Annotated in this window: 18 protein-coding genes and 2 pseudogenes; 10 read left to right on the plus strand and 10 right to left on the minus strand. The window is 39.5% G+C overall.

Annotated features, from left to right (window positions below):
* Positions 1-379 precede the first annotated feature (379 nt).
* The 3 genes from ACFPQ3_RS11170 to ACFPQ3_RS11180 all read left to right on the plus strand — a co-directional run bounded on the left by ACFPQ3_RS11170 (position 380) and on the right by ACFPQ3_RS11180 (position 2,961).
* Positions 380-997, plus strand: coding sequence for a trimeric intracellular cation channel family protein (locus ACFPQ3_RS11170; RefSeq protein ID WP_238385940.1), 618 nt, complete (start codon positions 380-382; stop codon positions 995-997).
* A 227-nt stretch (positions 998-1,224) separates the two neighbouring features.
* Positions 1,225-2,040, plus strand: a complete 816-nt coding sequence (locus tag ACFPQ3_RS11175; RefSeq protein ID WP_156805866.1) for a Cof-type HAD-IIB family hydrolase — start codon at positions 1,225-1,227, stop codon at positions 2,038-2,040.
* Between the two features lie 75 nt (positions 2,041-2,115).
* Complete coding sequence (locus tag ACFPQ3_RS11180; protein ID WP_156805867.1) at positions 2,116-2,961, plus strand: DegV family protein; 846 nt, start codon at positions 2,116-2,118, stop codon at positions 2,959-2,961.
* An 80-nt stretch (positions 2,962-3,041) separates the two neighbouring features.
* Here the strand turns inward: ACFPQ3_RS11180 and ACFPQ3_RS11185 are convergent.
* The 4 genes and pseudogenes from ACFPQ3_RS11185 to ACFPQ3_RS11200 form a co-directional block, all read right to left on the minus strand.
* Positions 3,042-3,320: pseudogene (locus tag ACFPQ3_RS11185) on the minus strand (transposase); the annotation flags it as partial.
* Positions 3,253-3,504 carry a helix-turn-helix domain-containing protein gene (locus tag ACFPQ3_RS11190; protein WP_156805868.1) on the minus strand — a complete coding sequence of 84 codons (252 nt, stop codon included), beginning with the start codon at positions 3,502-3,504 and terminating at the stop codon, positions 3,253-3,255. The gene ACFPQ3_RS11190 and the pseudogene ACFPQ3_RS11185, both read right to left, overlap by 68 nt.
* Positions 3,505-3,836: 332 nt before the next feature.
* Positions 3,837-4,702: pseudogene (locus ACFPQ3_RS11195) on the minus strand (IS982 family transposase).
* Positions 4,703-5,375: 673 nt separating this feature from the next.
* Complete coding sequence (locus ACFPQ3_RS11200; RefSeq protein WP_156805869.1) at positions 5,376-5,906, minus strand: hypothetical protein; 531 nt, start codon at positions 5,904-5,906, stop codon at positions 5,376-5,378.
* 228 nt (positions 5,907-6,134) lie between these two features.
* Between ACFPQ3_RS11200 and ACFPQ3_RS11205 the strand changes: the two genes are divergently transcribed.
* The 7 genes from ACFPQ3_RS11205 to ACFPQ3_RS11235 all read left to right on the plus strand — a co-directional run bounded on the left by ACFPQ3_RS11205 (position 6,135) and on the right by ACFPQ3_RS11235 (position 11,971).
* Positions 6,135-6,515: a hypothetical protein gene (locus tag ACFPQ3_RS11205; protein WP_232323198.1), complete on the plus strand. Its 381-nt coding sequence runs from the start codon at positions 6,135-6,137 to the stop codon at positions 6,513-6,515.
* 11 nt (positions 6,516-6,526) lie between these two features.
* Positions 6,527-6,982, plus strand: a complete 456-nt coding sequence (locus ACFPQ3_RS11210) for a hypothetical protein (protein WP_156805870.1) — start codon at positions 6,527-6,529, stop codon at positions 6,980-6,982.
* A gap of 948 nt (positions 6,983-7,930) precedes the next feature.
* Positions 7,931-8,845, plus strand: coding sequence for a glycine--tRNA ligase subunit alpha (glyQ, locus tag ACFPQ3_RS11215; RefSeq protein ID WP_156805871.1), 915 nt, complete (start codon positions 7,931-7,933; stop codon positions 8,843-8,845).
* A gap of 1 nt (position 8,846) precedes the next feature.
* Complete coding sequence (locus ACFPQ3_RS11220) at positions 8,847-9,179, plus strand: hypothetical protein (protein WP_156805872.1); 333 nt, start codon at positions 8,847-8,849, stop codon at positions 9,177-9,179.
* Between the two features lie 21 nt (positions 9,180-9,200).
* On the plus strand, positions 9,201-11,237 hold the full coding sequence (gene glyS / locus ACFPQ3_RS11225; protein WP_156805873.1) for a glycine--tRNA ligase subunit beta: 2,037 nt from the start codon (positions 9,201-9,203) through the stop codon (positions 11,235-11,237).
* Positions 11,238-11,416: 179 nt separating this feature from the next.
* A complete protein-coding gene (locus ACFPQ3_RS11230; protein ID WP_156805874.1) occupies positions 11,417-11,692 on the plus strand; it encodes a hypothetical protein in 276 nt (91 codons plus the stop codon).
* 21 nt (positions 11,693-11,713) lie between these two features.
* Positions 11,714-11,971: a DUF896 family protein gene (locus tag ACFPQ3_RS11235; RefSeq protein ID WP_156805875.1), complete on the plus strand. Its 258-nt coding sequence runs from the start codon at positions 11,714-11,716 to the stop codon at positions 11,969-11,971.
* Positions 11,972-12,224: 253 nt separating this feature from the next.
* On the opposite strand, the gene ACFPQ3_RS11240 is transcribed toward ACFPQ3_RS11235, so the two are convergent.
* The 6 genes from ACFPQ3_RS11240 to ACFPQ3_RS11265 all read right to left on the minus strand — a co-directional run bounded on the left by ACFPQ3_RS11240 (position 12,225) and on the right by ACFPQ3_RS11265 (position 18,032).
* Positions 12,225-13,493, minus strand: coding sequence for a replication-associated recombination protein A (locus ACFPQ3_RS11240; RefSeq protein ID WP_156805876.1), 1,269 nt, complete (start codon positions 13,491-13,493; stop codon positions 12,225-12,227).
* 314 nt (positions 13,494-13,807) lie between these two features.
* Positions 13,808-14,623: a Cof-type HAD-IIB family hydrolase gene (locus tag ACFPQ3_RS11245; protein ID WP_156805877.1), complete on the minus strand. Its 816-nt coding sequence runs from the start codon at positions 14,621-14,623 to the stop codon at positions 13,808-13,810.
* A 70-nt stretch (positions 14,624-14,693) separates the two neighbouring features.
* Entirely contained in the window at positions 14,694-15,056 is a 363-nt protein-coding gene (locus ACFPQ3_RS11250) for a DUF956 family protein (protein WP_156805878.1), read from the minus strand.
* Between the two features lie 9 nt (positions 15,057-15,065).
* Positions 15,066-16,016, minus strand: a complete 951-nt coding sequence (gene manA / locus ACFPQ3_RS11255) for a mannose-6-phosphate isomerase, class I (protein WP_156805879.1) — start codon at positions 16,014-16,016, stop codon at positions 15,066-15,068.
* Positions 16,017-16,296: 280 nt separating this feature from the next.
* A complete protein-coding gene (locus ACFPQ3_RS11260) occupies positions 16,297-17,208 on the minus strand; it encodes a PTS system mannose/fructose/sorbose family transporter subunit IID (RefSeq protein ID WP_156805880.1) in 912 nt (303 codons plus the stop codon).
* 14 nt (positions 17,209-17,222) lie between these two features.
* Positions 17,223-18,032, minus strand: coding sequence for a PTS mannose/fructose/sorbose transporter subunit IIC (locus tag ACFPQ3_RS11265; RefSeq protein WP_156805881.1), 810 nt, complete (start codon positions 18,030-18,032; stop codon positions 17,223-17,225).
* Positions 18,033-18,040 lie beyond the last annotated feature (8 nt).

Genomic DNA, 18,040 nt, shown 5'->3' on the forward strand with positions numbered 1-18,040 from the left:
TAAAAGAAATAGAATTCCTAGGAAATCATTGAACTATCAAACACCATATCAAGTTTTTCTGACTAACTTGAAAATGTCTAACTTAATTTGACAAATGAGGTGTTGAAAAGTGGGAGAGATTTCTTTGAATGCGGAGTGTCTAAAGAAATTTCCTCCCCTATTTTTATGATATGGTGTAACCCTTTTCTTTCTTAGAAAATCATGGTAAACTAAGAGAGCTAAAGAGGACATTACTATAATTTAGTATATGAAATGGTCAATATATTTTAGGCCTCTAAATAGGTAAACTCACTAGCAAATCAGTTATCAATTATTTTTTAGAAGGAATATAAAACGGTCTTATACAGAGCAGAAACTCTTATTTCAGACAGTTTTGGTAATATCATTGGGCGGGACATTTTGGAATATTTTAAGTTTGATTGGAACGGTTGCTTTTGCTTTATCAGGTGCTATTGTGGCTATGGAGGAAGAGTTTGATATCTTAGGGATTTTTGTCCTAGGGTTTATGACAGCGTTTGGTGGTGGAACTATCCGAAATCTTCTGATAGGGCTCCCTATGTCGGCACTTTGGAGTCAAGGGATAAGTTTTAATGTGGCTTTTGTAGCCATACTTCTTCTCTTTTTGATGCCACATGTAGTAGCTCGTCATTGGGAACGTGCAGGGCTTTTAACAGATGCTATAGGCCTTGCGGCTTTTTCAATTCAGGGAGCAATTTATGCTGAAAATTTAGGTCAACCACTGAGTGCTGTGATTGTGGCAGCGGTGTTAACGGGAACAGGTGGTGGTGTTGTCCGTGATGTTTTAGCAGGGCGTAAACCGGGTGTTCTTCGTAGTGAGATTTATGCAGGATGGTCGATTTTAGTAGCGGTATTAATCCATTATCGTATTATTCACAGTGAATTTGCTTATTACTTTTTAGTTGTTGTGATTACTAGCTTGAGAGTTTATGGGGTTAAGCATAATTGGCATTTACCAAAGGCTAAGTGGTCGAAATAGTTTGATATCATTTAGCCCTGATGACTAGCTGTTAAAAAGGTTTCTTATTGTTCCAAAGGGATAAAAAGGTTACTTAATGCTTACTTGTGACAACGGTAATATTTCTCCTTTACCGTTATCTATTCTATGCTATAATAGAATGGAAAGGGAGTAACTTTGAAATGTGATTAAAATAGGAGTTGGGCCTGGTTGCTTGAATTTGTAAAGGAAAGTTCGAAGGATAGAATATGATTAAACTTATTGCAATTGATATGGATGGTACTCTTCTTGACCATAATAAAAAGATTCCTGAAGATAACATTATTGCGATTCGAAAGGCAGCAGAAGCAGGTATAAAGGTTGTTATTTGCACAGGTCGTATGCAGTCTGGTGTCATTCCATATTTTGAACAATTGGATTTTGCAGGTCATGATGAATATGCGATTTTAAACAATGGTTGTTCGGTTCACCATACTTCTGACTGGAGTTTACACTCGTATTCAGAGCTTCTGCGTGAGGATGTGGCTCTTTTGGCAAAAGCTAGTGCAGATTACCCAGGTGTTTATTTAACTTTTGCAGATCAGATTAATTACACGGTTTTGGAAAATGTTGTTCCAGATCTTGTTGCTTACGATGCAGGATTAGTTTTTACGGAAGCAAAACCTGTCAATTTAGGAACTGTTTTTGACAATAGACCAATTTTTCAAGCGATGTATCTTGCTGAAAAGTCTGTTTTGGATATTTTTCAGGCTGAGCAAGCAGAACTTTTATCGAAAACATTTAGTACGGTGCGTAGCCAATCCTATATTTTTGAAGCAATGCCTAAAGGAGTTACAAAGGCAAGTGCACTGGCGAAATTATCTGCGGATCTTGGTTATTCTCCTGAGGAAGTAATGGCGATAGGAGATGCAGATAATGATTTGGAAATGCTAGCTTTTGCGGGAGTTAGTGTTGCTATGGGGAATGCTACTGAAACGGTTAAATCAATAGCAAAATATGAAACGAGTAGCTGTGATGAAGCGGGAGTAGCACGAGCGATTGAAACCTATGCTTTGAAGAAGTAATACTGGTAAAAATTTTGAAACTGTGCTATAATTAGCATAGTTTGATAATTGAAATACATTCCTTGGAGGGAAATGATGATGTGGAAGATTGTAGCTGATTCTGGCTGTAACTTTAGAGAATTAGAGAATCTTGCTAACGGAACAGAATTTGTATCTGTTCCTTTAACAATTCAAATAGGATCTGAAGTCTATGTAGATGATAGCGGGCTTGATATTGACCAAATGATGGCTAATATGTATGCGTCATCAGCACCTGCAAGTTCAGCTTGTCCAAGTCCAGATGCCTATGCAAGAGCTTTTGAGGGAGCACAAAATATTCTAGTTTTTACAATTACAGGTGGCTTATCAGGGAGCTATAATAGTGCTCGAGTAGCCAAGGAAATGTTTCTTGAAGAGTATCCAAATGTTAATATCCATATTGTGGATACTTTATCAGCAGGAGGTGAAATTGATCTCTTGGTCCTTCATGCTAAAAGTCTCATTGAAAAAGGTCTTGGATTTGAAGATGTCGTTTTAGGAATGAAAGCCTATCGGGCTAAAACGAAATTGATATTCGCTCTTGCTAAAGTTGATAATTTAGTAAAAAATGGACGATTAAGTAAATTATTGGGAAAAGTTGTTGGCTTACTCAATATCCGTATGGTTGGTGAAGCTAGCGACGAAGGGAAATTAGAGCTTCTTCAGAAACCTCGTGGACAGAAAAGAGCGGTTGTTGCCTTAGTTGAAGAAATGCTAAAAGCGGGTTATCAAGGTGGAAAAGCGATTATTGCCCATCATAACAATGATAAAATTTGCCAGCAAATTAGAGAGGCGATTCATGCTAAGTTCCCAGGCGCAGACATTCAAGATGTTCCAACATCCGGACTTTGTTCATTCTATGCTGAAGAAGGTGGTCTTCTGATGGGATATGAAATTGCTTAATGATTATAAATATTTTATACACAAAAAGTATAACGTCATTGAACTGTTCCCCGTCAAGTGGACAATGAAATAATAAAAAATTAAGCAACGGCCTTGTCCCTCAATTCAAGAGGGGCAAGGCCGTTGTGCTTCTCTTGAAATCGTTCGTTATTGTAAAAATAGATATAGTCATCAATATCATAAACTAATTCCTCAAATGTCTTGTAAGCCTTCAAATCATAACACTCCGTCTTAAAGTGACCAAAGAAACTCTCAATTGGCGCATTGTCAATGCATTTACCAATTCGTTACCTAGAGTGTGGCATCTGATATTGGGGCGTTACTATCCAGTATTCCCGTGAAGTGTATTGACTTCCTCGTCCAAGTATTACTTTCTCTTAGTCCTGCTATACCTAGCTGTTGGTATTTACGAACCCAAGTCCTAATGGTGGTATCACTAACGCCATATTCCCTTATTAAGCTTGAAATGGATTTCCCTTTTTCTAGATACAAGTTAACAATCTCTAGTTTTTCTTCTACTGATTTTGGAATTCTTTTTGACATACGAAAACTCCCCTTTTAGTTTCTAGTGAATTTTTGTTTTTTCACTGTCCACTATAAGGGGAGTATATCACATGTTGAAGAGTGACCTTATGCTTTTTTACTATGGATATAGCGATTCTATACTTGTCAAAAGTCAAAATGATTTTCCTAAAAAAGTTTGAGAGCCTTCTTGGGAGTTTTATTTCATCTTGACAGGTCTAAGTTTACTCGCTTTCTCATTTTTAAGCTCAGTCTGAAAGTATCTTTATGGCCCATAAAATTACAAAAAATACCAGTAATAATACATTGTGAAACAACCATAAGGTGATAGAAGTAATACTTAACCCGTGGTGCTAGTTAATAAAATATCTCAAATGATAAGCCAGTATGATTTGTTCGATTCTCAATTGTAGTCCCCTAATGCTTCTCGTTAACGTGTGTTCAATATTAAATAGCGCACAAAGTTCAGAAAAGCGAGTTTCGATCGTTCTTCTCATGACAAGTAACTGCCAGTGATTATGCTGTTCTGCACCGACTATGTTTTGACGTAAAGGTGTCCATATGTGATAGCCTTTCTGTTCTAAGCTATCTTTTAGCTCTTGACTGAGATAGCCTAAATCGGCAAGAACTACAGATTGCCTACCGTCTTCTAGGAGTTCATCAACGACTTTAATGTCGTGAACAGAGTCTGGTGTCACAACATAGTTGAGAATAACCCCCGATAAAGTGACCAACATATGGACTTTAAAACCATAGAACCAAAGGTTTTTAGCGACATTATACCCAATATCAGCGAAATCATTGAAAATCTTGTCTCTATGATTGCGAATAGGCTGGCAAAGCGGCAATGGAAAACTGTCCATAATCACAATAGTATCTGGCGAGATTGCCCCACTCAAGGCTTGTCGAATGAGTTGAACCAACCAAATCAATTGTTTTGTTCGTCTGTTAAATCGGCTTCTTTCTAGTAAGTTGGCACCAAAGAAAAATTGACAAATTCACTAGATAAAAAATGGCGTTGAGAGGTAATGCCTAACTCAGCTTGAAGTAGTAATAAAACAAGAAGAGACTCATCTGAAACTTTCGCTAAACCGATATTGCGACGATGTTTCAACGAATCGGGGCAGTAATTACGATAAAATTGGGAACTGATTTGGGATAATTGTTTGATATTCCATTGGAAATGATGGGATTTAGCGGTATACTGTAAGTGGCTCATTAGGACTACCTCCTGTTTGTTTTGTCACTTACAGTATAGTTCTTTTGGTTTTTTTATTGTCGTTGAAAATCAACTAGCACCACGGGTAATACTTAACAAAAATCAAAAATTACTTTTTGTTCCGTTCTTAAGAGTGCGGACAATCAAAAGGGGTCTTTTTCGAAGTGGGAAATAAAGTTGACAAAGTCTGCCTCAAAATCTCCTACGGTGATCTCGTTGCTAGATTTGAGCCTGTTTATCGCAGTAGATGCTTGGCTCTACATGTTGACTCCTTGATATTGTCCAACCTAATCATCCCCTTTTGGTGGAATTACTACGACATTGATTTTCAATTTCGGTAGTGCTCCTAAAAGCTGTTCTTAACAAGCGTAAACTCTGAACTCTCTCATTTCTAAGGTAACTCTCCTGTTTCTCAGTGATAGGATTTGACAGTCCTTCCCTAGATAATCAAATTCCATCCGTTCCACCGATAAGAATATCACTATGGTGAAAGAAACGTCTTTTAGTTTATATGTTCGTAAACTTTTATTTTTAACTAAACTGCTAATTTTGATTCTGAATGAGTATAAATTGTAATGGGGATAAAGGGGGTATTATTTTCAAACTAAACGATAATAAAAACCTTCAGACTTGTAATAGACTATCTTATTACAAGTCTGAAGGTTATTTTTGGTTATTGTTGAGAGACTGCAAGTGTTGTTTGTTCACTATAGGTAGATTGAATGGCTGTAGATACAACATCAAGTCGTTGTTGGAGCTCCGCTTTTTTTTCCGCAGACGTTAACAGATTAATAGCAGCCTGTGCAACTTCGACATTATAAAGGATGCGATATCCTTCAGCATTTACGACAGCCGTTTCAGCTGCTGTTTGGTTAGCCAATTCGGTACTTGCCGTATCAAGCCGCTTTTGAAGCTCGTCTTTCTTAGTTTGATCTGCTATATTTGCAACTTGATCTTGAAGTGCCACTAATTTTTCGTTGCTTGGTGTATTTTCTAAATCGGAGAGAGCGTTCTCTAACTCCATTAATTGTTTCTCTTCGGGTGATAATTCTTCCTCAGTCGTTGAAATTTCACGACTATTAGCTGTTTGGGTGCTTGCTTGATAAGCCCCAAAATTTCGGCCAAATACTAGGTATAAAGCAGCCAATGCTGATAGGACAATAACGCTGAGAAAAAGATAAAAATATTCGCTTTTTGATTTCATAGAACTTCCTTACTAAAAATTACAAAATAATACAGTATATATTATAAAGGAAATGTTACAAATTTCAACAGATTTTACAAAAAAGTTGAGAAAAAAGTAGTTTTTAGAAAAATATTAGACAGAGAGTAGGTTTGGGGAAAATAGGTTAGTTAAAAGATTATAGGGCGGAGGAGTATTATGTTCTTCCGATGCTGGTAAATTATACTATTGTACATTAAGGAGAATGAAGTGAAGATAACAAAATGCTTGAGATATGTCATTTTGAGTGTGATTGGGGTATGTATTCTTACAGCCTGCGGAGCTAAAAATGATAATGGTACCTATGTCTATCAAGTAGATGCTCCGCACGTTAATGGAAGATATGATGAAGGTGAAGCAACTTGGGAAGTTACTACTGAGATTGATGGTGAAACAGGTTCGTTAACTTTTGAGACTTTGTCAGATGATTGTAACGATAAAGATAGTCAAAAGTTAACAGTTGATCAAGATAGGAAAACATTAACAGCTGAAAATGATGGCTCAACAGTGGATTATACCATTGAAGGGAATGTGTTAACATTGGATACGGATGATTCAAGATTGAAACAGGCGAAGTTTGTGAAAGAATAGTAGGTGATGGAGTGACTTTTAGAAAAACAGCAGATGAGTATATTAAACAACCAGTAGGTACACTTAGTCCATATAAAGAAGGGACCTATATTGATAGTGAAAATAATGTATATATTCAAGAAGGATTGCAATATATCAAAATTGGCTATGATGTACCTTTACTTGATACCTATGTACAGCATATCCCTATGGTAGGTGTCGGAGTATTGCTAGCTAATGCCTTTGCTCCGAAAAGAAGAGCGGGCGAAAGTCGAGGACTTGTTGAAGTAATTATCGGTTTTCTATTGGCGTTGTATTTTTTACTTTGGTATAATCTTTTAGCTTGGGTAGGATATAGAATATTAAGTTTATTTGCCACCTCTCTAATATCATTAACAGAAAAGAAAAAGTGGATTCGTTTATTTTTACCATTTACTTGGTTTGTTGATTTTCCTGATAAAAATCAAGTAGCTGTCGCAGCTGGTTAAATAATGCTAATCCCTTATGCGCTTTTGGCTATTCCATTAATGGCGTTAGCTAGTTACGATGCTCCTGAGTTGATGCCCGTTGCAATTATTGTGATATTGTTTGCGTTACTATCAGGATTTTATCTATTTGTTAATGTACGCATCAATAAAAAGAATTTAGTTGACAAGCTTTAGTTCTAAAAGTCGAATCATTCCCATTGTTCTTTCTCCCAGTCCTATTAAGCGATTGGAAGACTATAAAAATAAAAATCACCACATGATATTAACGTTTTAGTTTATCAACTTATAGAAGAACATCCGTTTTTCAACATTATCGCCACAAAGTTTTGGCGTTTTCAGATATAAAGGTAATTGAAATTGTGGGTGTAAGGACAGTTGTATCGCGCATAATATGGGTTATTTGATTGTATTTTCAAAAAATTGACTTTTCTATCCTGAAATCACTCATTGAAATTAGCAACTACAGGAATGATTCGAAGTCTGTTAATATTAGACAACCGCTTTATTTTCTGCTATAATAATGCCTAAGAAAGAAGGTTATTCTGATTGTTTCTTTAGCGAGTTCGGGGTGGTGGAAGCCGAGTAGAGGCAAGGAGTAATTGGCGCTTTCGCTTGACGTGTCAAGTTAACAACAAAATAAATGAAGTAATAAATTAGGGTGGAACCGCGTTTTCAACGCCCCTATGTCAGATGGCATGGGAGTGGGGAGCGTGGTTCTTTTTCATATCCTAAAGCTAGTCATAAAATAATTCAAATAATTGGAGGAATTCAATGAATAAAAAACTTACTTTCCACCTAGCCAAAGTTGCTAATAAATCTAAAGGTTTAAGCAACTAACGGCAATCGTTATAACGATTTGCCTAGGCTATGCACTTGTTTCAGTTTCAAAAAATATCGTTTTGAAACTGAAACATCGCAAGATACACTTACCAAGAAAGAGAGCAAATGATGTCTAAAAAATTAACTTTCCAAGAGATTATTCTCACACTACAACAATACTGGAATGACCAAGGCTGTATGTTGATGCAGGCTTACGATAATGAAAAAGGTGCAGGAACGATGTCACCTTATACGTTCCTTCGTGCCATTGGTCCTGAGCCTTGGAATGCGGCTTATGTGGAGCCAAGTCGTCGTCCAGCGGATGGACGTTATGGTGAGAACCCAAACCGTTTGTACCAACACCACCAATTCCAAGTGGTCATGAAACCATCACCATCAAACATTCAAGAGCTTTACCTTGAGTCATTGGAAAAATTAGGAATCAACCCGTTAGAACACGATATTCGCTTCGTTGAAGATAACTGGGAAAACCCATCAACTGGTTCAGCTGGTCTTGGTTGGGAAGTATGGCTTGATGGGATGGAAATCACTCAGTTCACTTACTTCCAACAAGTCGGTGGTTTGGCAACAAGCCCTGTAACGGCTGAAGTCACTTACGGATTGGAACGTTTGGCGTCATACATTCAGGAAGTGGATTCGGTTTATGACATTGAGTGGGCACCAGGGGTTAAGTACGGTGAAATCTTCTTGCAACCAGAGTTTGAGCACTCAAAATACAGCTTTGAGATTTCAAACCAAGACATGCTTCTTGAAAACTTTGAGAAATTTGAAAAAGAAGCGGCGCGCGCTTTAGAAGAAGGCTTGGTTCACCCAGCCTACGACTATGTCTTGAAATGTTCCCATACCTTCAACCTGCTTGATGCGCGTGGAGCTGTTTCTGTAACGGAACGTGCAGGCTACATTGCACGGATTCGTAACCTTGCTCGTGTCGTTGCTAAGACCTTTGTCGCAGAACGCAAAAAACTCGGCTTCCCACTTTTGGACGAAGAAACACGCGTTAAGTTGTTAGAAGAGGGAGAGTAAAATGCCTGTAAATTCAAGTGATAATCATGATAAAGTAATCATAGGGAGAAGTTTAAAATTTAAATATTCTTTCCCGGATCTTACTTTTGAGAATTGGGAACAGTATGGTAAAGGTCTAGGTGCTGTTCTTGAATTAAATGACGATGAGCAAATTAGCATTATTCCTGAAAAAAATGAAAAAGTTTTGAAAATAACTATTTTGCTTCCTCGGTCTACTAAGAATAAAGTTAATGAGAAGCTAAAGAAGTATTTTTCGAAACGTGAAATAGAAAGATTTCCTACAGCAACCTCGTTTACTCCTCGGTTTATAGATATTGAAGAACTAATCGAATAGAAAAAGAAAAAGGAAATAATTATGACAAAAAATCTACTTATTGAGTTAGGCTTGGAAGAACTTCCAGCCTACGTTGTAACCCCAAGTGAAAAACAATTAGGTGAAAAAATGGCAGATTTTTTAAAGGAAAATCGTTTGAGTTTTGATGCCATTGAAACCTTTTCAACGCCACGCCGCTTGGCAGTGCGTGTACTTGGTTTAGCAGATGCGCAGACAGATTTGACAGAGGATTTCAAAGGTCCTGCCAAGAAAATCGCCGTGGATAGCAATGGGAATTTCACCAAGGCAGCAGAAGGGTTTGTCCGCGGAAAAGGTTTGACAACAGCAGATATCCGCTTTGAGGAAATCAAAGGTGAAGAGTATGTCTATGTGACCAAAAATGAAGCAGGAAAACCTGCCAAGGAAGTTCTTGCAGGGGTGCCTAAGGTGCTTGCTAGTTTGACGTTCCCAGTCAGCATGCACTGGGCTAAGAATAGTTTTGAATACATTCGTCCTGTCCACACCTTGACAGTTCTCTTGGATGATGAGGCACTCGAGCTTGACTTCTTGGATATCCATTCTGGACGCGTCAGCCGTGGACACCGTTTCTTGGGGCAAGAAACTGAGATTGCCTCAGCAGATTCTTACGAAGCTGATTTGCGCAGTCAATTTGTCATCGCAGATGCTAAAGAGCGCGAAGACATGATTGTAGGGCAAATTAAGGCGATTGAAACGGAACAAAATGTTCAGGTGGAGATTGACGAAGACTTGTTGAATGAGGTCTTGAACCTTGTCGAGTACCCAACTGCCTTCATGGGTAGCTTCGATGCCAAATACCTCGATGTTCCAGAGGAAGTTTTGGTCACTTCAATGAAGAACCACCAACGTTATTTTGTTGTGCGTGATCAGGCTGGAAAACTCATGCCAAACTTCATTTCGGTGCGTAATGGTAACGCTGAGCACATTAAAAATGTGGTTAAAGGAAATGAAAAAGTGCTTGTGGCACGTTTGGAAGATGGGGAATTCTTCTGGCGTGAGGACCAAAAACTCAACATTGCTGACCTTGTGGCAAAATTGGCAAACGTGACCTTCCATGAAAAAATTGGTTCGCTTGCAGAGCACATGAACCGTGCCCAAGTCATTGCCGCGTCACTTGCCAAACAAGCTGGTCTGTCAGCAGAAGAAACAGCTGCGGTTGACCGTGCGAGCCAAATCTACAAGTTTGACCTCTTGACAAGTATGGTTGGTGAATTTGACGAACTTCAAGGGATTATGGGTGAGAAATACGCCCTTCTTGCAGGTGAGGACAAGGCTGTTGCGGCAGCGATTCGTGAGCACTACTTGCCAAATTCAGCCGAGGGTGAGCTTCCTAGGACAAAAGTTGGTGCGGTGCTTTCCTTGGCTGACAAGCTAGACACCCTCTTGTCATTCTTCTCAGTAGGGCTCATTCCGAGTGGTTCTAATGACCCGTATGCCCTTCGCCGTGCGACTCAAGGGATTGTCCGTATCTTGGATGCCTTTGGTTGGACTATTCCAATGGATGAGCTGGTTGACAGCCTTTACGCCCTATCGTTTGATAGCTTGACCTATGACAATAAAGCTGAGGTTATCAACTTTATCAAGGCGCGTGTGGACAAGATGATGGGCAAAACGCCAAAAGATATTAAGGAAGCGGTACTAGCTGGTTCTACTTTCGTTGTTCCCGAAATGTTGGCAGCGGCAGAAGCCCTTGTGGCAGCTAGTCAAACGGATGGTTACAAAGCAGCAGTTGAGTCCCTCTCTCGTGTCTTTAATTTGGCGGAAAAAGCTAGCGCAGGTGTAAGTGTGACAGCAGAACTATTTGAAAATGATTCTGAAAAAGCTTTGGCAGAGGCGAGTGTTAACTTGACATTGACAGGTAGCTCCTTTGAGAAATTGAATAAGCTCTTCGCCCTAAGCCCTGTTATTGATGCTTTTTTTGATAACACAATGGTTATGGTAGACGATGAAGCGTTGAAAAATAACCGCCTTGCCCTCTTGGATAGCCTTGTTGCCAAAGCAAGTTCTGTTGCAGCCTTTAACCGATTGAATACCAAGTAAGGCATAAGATAGAAGTTTTCTATGATTTAAGAAATTTTCTAGTTTCTTATATTCTTATCCCTTTAGAGATTTTTGCTCTTATTCTTGCCCTCTTTTTAATCTTTCGTTGGGTGCGTAAAACCTGTAAGCGAGAGAAAGGACAAGCTAGACCAGCGGTGAGGCGCAAAAATTCAAGAAAAATGGTACACACGAAACAATCGGCTATTTTTCGAGGATTTTACCCTTTAAAAATTCTCGTGTTAATATTTATTCTTATTCAGTATGGTAAGTACTATGAAGTTTATGACGTTATTATCTATCGTATAGGAAAAGTCTATAAACTAAGTCCAATCCCTACTGAATACGAAATGAAATCTAAGTTACCAGACCTTAAAAGGGTTCGAAAATGTTATAACCCATTGAATCCGCAAGAAGCTTATTTACCAGATAATGAAGGAAAATGGATACTATCGTAGGTATAAAAGAAAGGAGTAAGCATGGAACAAGCCAAAATTGACCGAATCAATGAGCTAGCTCGCAAGAAAAAATCAGTTGGTTTAACCGCTGATGAAAAAGTGGAGCAGGCGAAACTTCGTGAAGAATATATTGAAGGGTATCGTCGTGCTGTCCGTCACCACATTGCAGGCATTAAAGTTGTTGACGAAGAAGGGAATGATGTGACACCTGAAAAATTACGTCAGCTCCAACGTGAGAAAGGCCTTCACGGTCGCTCACTAGATGACCCAAATTCATAATAAAAAGAGAGTGGGACAAAAATCGTTAAATCGTCAAAAAAGACGATTTCGATTTTGTCGTCCCACCTCCGCACAGTTGATTAGGATGGCCGCTAACGATTGCGTAGTACTAAAATAGTCCAGTGGACTATTTTAGGTGGACACTTGAAAATGAAAGAAGGGTCCAGTTATAGACCTCCAATCAACCACTGCGCCAATCTGTTATTGCTATCAAAAAGAGAAGGTTGAGATATTTTTGTCTCAACCTCTTCATTTATCGTGACAATTTATCAATTCTGTCTTTATTAACTCCTAAAGCACGTTCGTATTTTCCAGTATCGTTGGCTTGGAAATAGTTAGCTCCCAATAGTTTATCTGGCAGATACTGTTGTTTCACCCATTTTTCAGGATAGGCATGTGGGTAGAGATAATCCACAGCATTTCCCAATTCTTTACTGCCAGAATAGTGCCCATCTCGGAGATGTCTTGGAATTGGGAGGCTACCTGATTTTCTCAAATCAGATAAGGCAGCATCCATGGCAGCATAGGCTGAGTTGGACTTAGGTGACAGGGCTAAATCAATGACTACATTGGCGATGAGGATGCGAGCTTCAGGGAATCCGATTTTTTGAGCTGCTTCTAAAGCGGTTACGGTATGCATTTGTGCTTCAGGGTTGGCAAGGCCGATATCTTCGTAGGCAATAACAGTTAGCCGCCTGGCTAGGCTTGGTAAATCTCCAGCTTCAATGAGCCGAGCTGCATAGTGTAGCGCAGCATTGACATCCGACCCACGGATGGATTTTTGCAGGGCAGATAAGACGTCATAATGCCCATCTCCGTTTTTATCCATGGTAATATAGCTTCGTTGTAAACTATTTTCAACAGTGTCTAAGCTAATATGGCGACTACCATCTTCATTTTCTTGAGTGGACATCACCGCTAAATCAAGTGAATTATAAGCAGAACGAAGGTCCCCGTTGGTAGCTGTAGCGATAAAATCTAGAGCATCTTCGTCAAGGTTAATGTCAAAGGCAAAGCCTCTTTCCTTGTCTGAAATAGCACACTGGATTGCTACCTTAATGTCATCGTTAGACAATGGTTCAAGCTCAAAAATTTGTACTCGCGAGCGAATGGCAGGAGTGACGGAGAAAAAGGGATTTTCTGTCGTTGCCCCAATCATAATGATATTGCCATTTTCTAACAGCGGTAATAGAAAATCTTGCTTGGTTTTATCTAGTCTGTGAATCTCATCGAGCAGAAGAACGAGACCGCCAGAGAATTTAGCTTCCTCAGCGATTTCTTGGAGACGTTTTTTGCTATCAACCGTTGCATTAAACGTTCGAAAAGCCCATTTAGTTGTTCCTGCGATTGCAGAAGCAATGGATGTCTTACCGATACCGGGAGGGCCGTATAGAATCATCGAAGACAACATATTAGCGTCAACCATGCGACGAATAATTTTACCTTCCCCGACCAAATGCTGTTGCCCAATGACTTCTGAAATATTTCGTGGTCGCATCCGTAATGCTAAATTATCAGGCACAATTTCCTCCTAATCTAGTTTTATAGTGGATTGAATAATAGGCCAAAGCTACTTAATGATGTCCTAACCTTTATTCAATCCACTATAATTGTTGTGTTATAGTTCTCTTAATTATATCAAAAAGAGGGTGGAGAAAAGTATCCCTGCCTCTTAAATTTTAACGTAGGCTTACTTTGATGCAGTGGTTGATTGGGACGCTTCTTTAGTTATAAGTGTTCACCTAGATAGTCCACTAGACAGTTTCAACCTTAGTTTGGAAATAAGATAGTGAAAAGAAGTTGAGACTTTAAAATCATGACTTCTGTCCTATTCACTTATGATAAAAAGAGTTCCTCTAGTTTTCTAGCAACCCCATCCTCATTGTTGGTCCAAGAAATCTGCTCATCAGCAAAATCAAGGAGCAATGGATTAGCGTTTTGCATAGCATAACCTGTGCTAGCAAAAGCAAGCATCTCAGTATCGTTATGCTCATCACCAAAAGCAATGAGCTTGCTCTTATCAATGTTTAAAGCATTCAAAAGATACTTGAGGGCATAAGCTTTGTTAACGCCTTTAGGAGAGCATTCCAAGATATTGAGAGGTCCCCCCCAAGAGTCCACTTCCATTTCTTCTGAAAAATGCTGGCGCAGCTCACTAGCTAGTGCATATTTATCTTCAACTCTAGTTTGGAATAAGATGGCATTAGGATTTTTAGTGATTTTCTCGGTCACTAATTTCATCTTGTCTGTAATTTTAGACACTCCAAACAGTTGCGGTTCAATGGTCTCTGGAAAATCAGTTGTGATATAAAAATTCTTACGGTACTCACTGGCGATGAAGTCTGCTTGAATCTGCTCAGCTTTTCCCAAAAGCTCTAAAAGGTAACGACGGTCAATCGTTACACTGTGCTCGTAAGCCCACTTGCTTTCAGGAATGTGCGTGAGAGAACCGTTGAAATTAATCATTGGTGTATGAAGCCCCAACTGCTGATAATATGGAAAAGCAGTGCGATAAGGGCGGCCTGTAGAGATAATGACCTGATGTCCCTTCTCTTGAACTTTTTGCAAAGTGTTAACAGTATAATCAGAGATGGTGTGATCACTTCTTAAAAGTGTTCCATCCAAATCAATAGCAATAATTTTTTTAGTCATGGGACTTATTATAGCAAAAAAAGACTAAAAAATCAGAGAAAGTTCATTTTTTGCCTTTCCCTGATTTTTCTTAGTTTTTACGGCGAATTTTGTTCCAGATGAGCTGGATGAGCGTTGGAAGTTTAACGACATTTTCATTGCCGATATGCTGGCGAGCGATTTTTAAAATTTTTCCCGAATCTTTGGAAGCGAATAAGAACTTGCCACTGTCGGTGTAAACTTCAAAGTGACGACTGATTTTTTTACCAGTAACGTTTGCCCCAATTTGTAGCACATTTGCCCACGGAATTTGGATATATTGTTCTACATTGACATCGGGATAAAATTCTAAAGCAATATCGCCCACTAGAAATTTACCAACCTTGCTACCAATACCGAAGTAAGACACGCCGGTTGTTTGGAAGTCGATTGTTTTATTTAAAGATTGTGCCATGAAGTTCTCCTATTTTTCTGAAATATGACTAGCGATAAGATCGAGTTGCCCAGAGAAAGTCCATTCTGTGATTGCATTTGGAATAATAAAATGGTCTCCTTTTTTTAGAGAAAAGCTATTGTTATTGGAACTAATCTCTCCCTTGCCATCTAAAACACTGACGAGAAGATAGGGAGCAGTTTGTTGCATGTCAGCTCTGCCATTGACCACCCAGTGATAAACAGTGAAAAATTCATTAGAAACCAGTAACGTTGAGGTTAAATCGCGAGTTTTTAAAGTTGCGGGATGGCTATTTTGAGGTTGGCCAATATAAGTCACATCAATAGATTGTTGCAAGTGAAGTTCTCGAGTCTGTCCTTGGTCATCTTTGCGATCAAAATCGTAAACCCTGTAGGTCGTGTCGCTAGACTGTTGGGTTTCAAGAATCATAATCCCTTTACCGATGGCATGAATCGTACCGCTAGGAACATAGAAAAAGTCACCAGCTTTGACAGGGACGCGAGTTAAAAGATTATCCCAGTCTCCTTTTTCAATCAGTTCTTGAAGGTTTTGCTTTGATGAGGCTTGGTGTCCATAGATGATTTCGGCACCTTCGTCTGATGCAATGACGTACCAACATTCTGTTTTTCCAAGTTCGCCTTCGTGCTCTAAACCGTATGCATCGTCTGGATGGACTTGAACGCTGAGCCAATCGTTGGCATCAAGAATTTTAGTCAAAAGTGGAAAAACATCGTCACTCGGATTGCCAAAGAGTTGAGGCTGTTCGCGGTAGAGTTTATCCAGTGGTTGTCCAGCAAATTCTCCATTAGCAACGATAGAAACACCATTTGGATGGGCAGAAATAGCCCAATATTCTCCAGTTGTTTCTGAAGGAATAGTGTAGCCAAAAACATCCCGCAACTTTGTCCCGCCCCAAATTTTAGGATGCATTTGTGAGGTTAAAAATAGAGGTTCGTTCATTTTAGTCTCCTTTACGAATACTCTTAAAAGCATCCAGTAGGTCAACTTGAAGATGCTTTTGAGTTAATGGTTGCAAGTTTTTCCTAGTGTTCATCATGTGTTCCGCTGTAGAATGGTTGAATAGATTAGGATATCGCTAAGGTCATTATAACATGTTCGAGGGGGATAAGATAGTGATGAACTAAAGGAAAAGAACACCATTTTTTAGAAAAGACAACGAGGCTAGGGATTTCCTGCCTCGTTGTGTATAGAGAGTTTCGTTTATGAATAAGGTCTTATCTTACATGATTCCGAAGTAACTTGCAAGAATACCAACGCCAAAGAGTGCAAGGATGATAGTGATTGGAGATACTTTTCTCTTAAGTAAGTTCATACATACGAAAGTTAAGAGTAATCCCATTAACCCTGGAATCAATGAATTCAATTGGTCTTGAAGAGTTGGTACTTGAACTTGATCCAAGCTCATGCCGCTTAGGGCATTTCCAAGAATGCCTTTCAGCTCAGCACCTTTTACGGTACCTTCAGGGAAGACAACATAAGCTCCTTCTGATAATTGTTTACCTGGGAGATTAACGGTAAAGTTAATTGATACCCAACGTTCAACAAGAACTGCAAGAATAAACATACCAAGGATAGAAGCCCCTTTAGTGATGTCTTTCAAGATACCACCCGACATATCTTTGGTGATTTCAGAACCAGCTTTATAGCCAAATTCTTGAGTATACCACAAGAATGCCATACGGATAATGTTCCAACCAAAGAAGAAGATTAGTGGCCCCATGATACCACCGCCAGTAGCTAATGAAGCTCCGAGGGCCCCAAGGATAGGACGAACTGTAAACCAGAAGACTGGGTCACCAATACCAGCAAGAGGTCCCATCATACCGATTTTAACCCCTTGAATAGCAGCATCTTCAATTTCTGTACCATTTGCTCTTTCTTCTTCAAGGGCAAGTGTTACACCGATGATTGGAGCGGCAACATATGGGTGAGTATTGAAGAATTCCAAGTGACGTTCAAGCGCAGCGGCCTGATCTTCTTTTTTCGTGTAAAGTTTTTTGATAGCTGGGATCAAAGCATAAGCCCATCCCAAGTTTTGCATACGTTCATAGTTCCATGAACCTTGTAGAAATTGTGAACGCCACCAAACCTTTTTACGATCAGCAGATGAAAGTGTTAATTTTTCAGACATAGTAAATCCCCTTTCTAGTAGTCTTCAAGGATGTCGCCAATTGGGTCACCAGAACCAGTAGCACCGCCTCCGTTGCCACCTTGTTTTGAAAGGTTAAGGTAGATAAAGGCAAAAGCTACACCGATTGTACCAAGAGCGATAAGGGTAAGGTCGCTAAGTGCTGCGAAAGCAAAACCAAGTGCAAAGAATGGCCATACTTCACGAGTTGCCATCATGTTGATAACCATAGCATAACCTACGGCAACAACCATACCACCACCAACTTGCATACCATGGTTTAGCCAGTCAGGCATAAGGCCAAGAGCGTTACGCACGACATCCGCTGGGACAGCAAGGAGCATAGCAGCAGGGATTGCAATACGAAGACCTTGAAGGACAAGTGCAAACAAGTGTGCACGTTCAACAGCGGCGAAGTCAGCTTTTTTAGCAGCATTGTCAGCTGTGTGAACAAGGGCAACTGAGATTGTACGAACAATCATTGTAAGGAAAAGACCTGCTACAGCAAGTGGGATAGCAGCAGCTGTTGCAACGTTAATTCCAACGTTTGTGTAGTCTCCACCTTTGATGAAGATAATAGCAGCAGCTACAGAAGCAAGGGCAGCGTCTGGTGCTACTGCAGCACCAATATTAGCCCAAGCAAGGGCAAGCATTTGAAGTGAACCACCAAGCATGATTCCTGCTTCAAGATGACCAGTTGCAAGTCCGATAAGAGTACATGCAACAAGTGGTTGATGGAATTGGAATTGGTCGAGGATACCTTCAAGACCAGCAAAGAAGGCAACGATAACAACCAAAATCGCAGAGATAAATGAAATATCTGACATAGTTGTAT

The organism is Streptococcus caledonicus (assembly GCF_042656225.1).
GTDB classification, from domain to species: Bacteria; Bacillota; Bacilli; order Lactobacillales; family Streptococcaceae; genus Streptococcus; species Streptococcus caledonicus.

What these genes read in the sequence shown, in the direction of transcription:
- ACFPQ3_RS11245 (WP_156805877.1), bottom strand. Translation starts at nt 14,623, where the DNA reads ATGACTAAAAAAATTATTGCTATTGATTTGGATGGAACACTTTTAAGA.
- ACFPQ3_RS11200 (WP_156805869.1), bottom strand. Translation starts at nt 5,906, where the DNA reads ATGAAATCAAAAAGCGAATATTTTTATCTTTTTCTCAGCGTTATTGTC.
- glyS (WP_156805873.1), top strand. Translation starts at nt 9,201, where the DNA reads ATGACAAAAAATCTACTTATTGAGTTAGGCTTGGAAGAACTTCCAGCC.
- glyQ (WP_156805871.1), top strand. Translation starts at nt 7,931, where the DNA reads ATGTCTAAAAAATTAACTTTCCAAGAGATTATTCTCACACTACAACAA.
- ACFPQ3_RS11180 (WP_156805867.1), top strand. Translation starts at nt 2,116, where the DNA reads ATGATGTGGAAGATTGTAGCTGATTCTGGCTGTAACTTTAGAGAATTA.
- ACFPQ3_RS11220 (WP_156805872.1), top strand. Translation starts at nt 8,847, where the DNA reads ATGCCTGTAAATTCAAGTGATAATCATGATAAAGTAATCATAGGGAGA.
- ACFPQ3_RS11235 (WP_156805875.1), top strand. Translation starts at nt 11,714, where the DNA reads ATGGAACAAGCCAAAATTGACCGAATCAATGAGCTAGCTCGCAAGAAA.
- ACFPQ3_RS11175 (WP_156805866.1), top strand. Translation starts at nt 1,225, where the DNA reads ATGATTAAACTTATTGCAATTGATATGGATGGTACTCTTCTTGACCAT.
- ACFPQ3_RS11265 (WP_156805881.1), bottom strand. Translation starts at nt 18,032, where the DNA reads ATGTCAGATATTTCATTTATCTCTGCGATTTTGGTTGTTATCGTTGCC.
- ACFPQ3_RS11190 (WP_156805868.1), bottom strand. Translation starts at nt 3,504, where the DNA reads ATGTCAAAAAGAATTCCAAAATCAGTAGAAGAAAAACTAGAGATTGTT.
- ACFPQ3_RS11250 (WP_156805878.1), bottom strand. Translation starts at nt 15,056, where the DNA reads ATGGCACAATCTTTAAATAAAACAATCGACTTCCAAACAACCGGCGTG.
- manA (WP_156805879.1), bottom strand. Translation starts at nt 16,016, where the DNA reads ATGAACGAACCTCTATTTTTAACCTCACAAATGCATCCTAAAATTTGG.
- ACFPQ3_RS11260 (WP_156805880.1), bottom strand. Translation starts at nt 17,208, where the DNA reads ATGTCTGAAAAATTAACACTTTCATCTGCTGATCGTAAAAAGGTTTGG.
- ACFPQ3_RS11230 (WP_156805874.1), top strand. Translation starts at nt 11,417, where the DNA reads ATGGTACACACGAAACAATCGGCTATTTTTCGAGGATTTTACCCTTTA.